The 1337-nt window shown below is 58.0% G+C and carries 1 protein-coding gene; it reads left to right on the top strand.

The genetic code is table 11. The features are described from left to right. On the top strand, positions 1-1337 hold a 1337-nt coding region (locus MHN31_RS24055; protein ID WP_239445549.1), incomplete at both ends, for a condensation domain-containing protein.

Genomic DNA, 1337 nt, shown 5'->3' with positions numbered 1-1337 from the left:
GGCTATATTCAGACCACTGAGCGCAGCGGCGTGCTGCTGTTCAATATGCACCACATTGCCTCCGACGGCTGGTCGATGCAGGTGCTGATCAACGAATTTACGACACTGTATCAGGCATACAGCCAGGGCGAGGACAACCCGCTGGCGCCGCTGAGCATTCAGTATGCAGACTACGCGCAGTGGCAGCGCAGCCATTTAAATCACGAGGTGCTGGATACGCAGCTGAGCTACTGGCAGCAGCAACTGGCTGACTTGCCGTCGGTGCACAGTCTGCCGTTAGACTACCCGCGTCCGGCACTCAAGCAGCATCAGGGTGGTCAGGTGAAAAGCACCCTCAGTGCACAAGTGGCGCAGGGGCTGAGTGCACTTGCCAGTGCACAGGGGCTGACGCCTTTCATGTTACTGCACGGGGCCTTGTCGCTGTTGCTGTCCAGACACAGTAATGCCCGGGACATCGTCATCGGGACACCGGTGGCCAACCGCATGCAGGCCGAGCTGGCACCGCTGATTGGTTTTTTTGTTAACACCCTGGTGCTGAACGTCAACACCGACCAGCCGAGCCTGGCAGATTATCTGGCCCATGTAAAAGCCGTCCATTTAGGTGCTCAGTCACATCAGGATGTGCCGTTCGAGCAGCTGGTTGAACAGCTGAATGTGCCCCGCAGCAGTGCCTATACGCCACTGTTTCAGGTGATGCTGACAACCCGTACCGACTATGCGGTAACGGAGCAGGCTACCAGTCAGGGCTGGTCTTTAGGCGAGGCGCAGCTGAGCCCGCTGGCAGAGGATGCGGTGATTGCCAAGTTTGACCTGGACATCGACCTGACACTGAGCGATGCCGGGGTAGAGATGTGCTGGACCTACGACAAGGCTTTGTTCAGCGCAGCCCGGATTGAGACGCTGAGCCGTCATCTGGGTACCTTACTGACAACCCTGGCAGAGCAGGCTCCGGCCACCTTGCTGGCGCACGCTCCGGATACCCTTGCGATGTTGTCGGCAGCCGAGCAACACACGCTGCTGTCAACACTGAACGACAACACACTGAGCTATGACACCACGCAGAGCATTCATGGCTTATTTGAACAACAGGTGCAGCGTACGCCACAGGCAACGGCACTGATTTTTAACGGGCAGCACATCAGCTATGAGGTGCTGAACCAGCGCGCCAATCAGCTGGCGCATTATCTGCTGAGCGAACATCAGGTGACACCGGAAACGCCGCTGGGCGTGTGTAGCAGCCGCTCGATTGAGATGGTGGTGAGTATCCTGGCAATATTAAAAGCCGGTGGGGCGTATGTGCCGCTGGACCCGAGTTATCCGGCCAGCCGGTTAGGCTA

Origin of the sequence: Pseudoalteromonas sp. McH1-42, from assembly GCF_022347845.1 — a bacterium.
Lineage (GTDB): Bacteria > Pseudomonadota > Gammaproteobacteria > Enterobacterales > Alteromonadaceae > Pseudoalteromonas > Pseudoalteromonas rubra_D.
The sequence above is the reverse complement of the archived record's forward strand: the minus strand, read 5'-3'. Positions and strand labels throughout refer to the sequence as shown.